Source organism: Psychrobacter sp. (assembly GCF_036731945.1).
In the GTDB taxonomy this organism is placed as follows: domain Bacteria; phylum Pseudomonadota; class Gammaproteobacteria; order Pseudomonadales; family Moraxellaceae; genus Psychrobacter.
In genome coordinates, this window is sequence record NZ_DAINDI010000057.1 from 18942 (window position 1) to 20527 (window position 1586).

2 protein-coding genes and 1 pseudogene are annotated in these 1586 nt (G+C 36.9%); 2 read left to right on the forward strand and 1 reads right to left on the reverse strand.

Translation table 11 applies throughout. The annotated features are described in order from the left end of the window. Positions 1-557: pseudogene (locus V7D75_RS11240) on the forward strand (tRNA lysidine(34) synthetase TilS); the annotation flags it as partial. A 17-nt stretch (positions 558-574) separates the two neighbouring features. On the opposite strand, the gene V7D75_RS11245 reads toward V7D75_RS11240, so the two are convergent. Beyond that, complete coding sequence (locus V7D75_RS11245) at positions 575-1087, reverse strand: GNAT family N-acetyltransferase (RefSeq protein WP_333614627.1); 513 nt, start codon at positions 1085-1087, stop codon at positions 575-577. A gap of 217 nt (positions 1088-1304) precedes the next feature. Here V7D75_RS11245 and V7D75_RS11250 point away from each other — a divergent pair. Next, positions 1305-1586, forward strand: a 282-nt coding sequence (locus tag V7D75_RS11250; protein ID WP_333614628.1) for a pyrroline-5-carboxylate reductase family protein, incomplete at its 3' end; no start/stop codon positions are given.

Genomic DNA, 1586 nt, shown 5'->3' on the forward strand with positions numbered 1-1586 from the left:
AAGGTCGCAAAGCGTCTTATACTATTCGCCGTTATCGCCAGCAGCTTTATCGTTTAAGTAGTGATTGGCTCAAATGGTTAGAGTTGCCGCTTAGCGAACAGACGCGGACTTTAGTTATTCATTCTGTTTCTGACAATGAACCTATTTCTATTACTTTACGCAAAGATGGTCAATTTACTTGGCAAACTCAGATTGCGCCAAATGAAGTGGTTCAGCTATTCAAAAAAGATAAAGTAACAAGCGATAAATATAAGCTTGAGATTACTTTTACATTATTAGGTCGCAATCAGCGTGTGCAAACGGCACTGGCATCGCGTCCGCAATCAGGTAAAAAGCTTTATCAAACCTTGGCTATTCCATCATGGCTGCGTGAGAATTTGATCGTGGTGAGTGTGACTTTGATAAATGAAGAAAACAGCGAAAAAGAGCTTTTAGAAAGAGAGTACCTGATAGAATTGCCTATTTTATTAATATCGCCTTTTACAAGTTGGATATTGGGTGGCTCTAATATAGATGGTGCTATTAGCAGCTATTTAACCGTACATAGTCCGTTTTAAGATTTTACTTAAAGTATTTAAGAAGGTAAGTCGTTAATTTTCCTTACCATTTTTATATCTACTATTTGGTTATCTTTATAGTATTCTTCACTTTTTTCATCATTATAGACAAAGTCAAATTTTTTATAAAAATGGATGGCAGGCGAGTTATCCTCTAATACCCATAAATAAAAATTTGCATTGATATTAAAGCTCAATATGGCTTGTAATGACGTTTTCATCAATTTAGTGCCTATACCTCGCCCATGATATTCTGATAAGACATATAGAGTTGTGATTTCATAGCTATTATTTTTAGCAAAATACCCAATAAATCCTACACTCTTACGATTAGCATCATAGGCTATCCAAATAATGACATCAGGATGATTAATCAATTCCTGCCACATTTTTGTTTTTTCACTAAGGTCGTTTTTATTATTGATATAAAACTCAGGTAGTAGACCCAAATAGGCATCATGCCAGCTTTCAAAATGAATATTGGCAATATCTGCAAAATCTTCTGACTGGGCTTTACGAATGAAAAACATATTCTCCCCTCTAAATATTTTATATAAATTTTCTTTTAATTTATCAGCTAAGCTATGTGATATTCGATGTTAGTTTAGTATCTCAATTAAACTTAGTACTGTTCTTAGCCTCTCAATTTATCAAACGACGCCAGTAGCAGTATGGTAAACTGAGTGTCATTTTACCTATCATTATGTTAGTTTGAATGCCTTTGCATTTTTTGAATAGGAGACACGTATGTCAGTATTAGATAATAAGAAAATCAGCTTTATCGGTGGCGGAAATATGGCACAGGCTTTGATTAGCGGGCTTATCAGCTGCGGCGTCAAACCGAGTCTGATTACCGTTGCTGATCCAAGCAGTGACGCGCGCGAGCAATTGGCTGCTAAAGGATTGGATACGGTTGATCCGACTGCCGATGCAAAAGCGGCGGTTATCGGTGCTGACATCGTGGTATTGGCGGTCAAGCCGCAAGTCATGAAAGCGGTGGTCAGTGGTTTTGCTGACGTTTTAGACACG

Coding starts and splice junctions, on each gene's coding strand:
- V7D75_RS11245 (WP_333614627.1), bottom strand. CDS start 1,087: ATGTTTTTCATTCGTAAAGCCCAGTCAGAAGATTTTGCAGATATTGCC.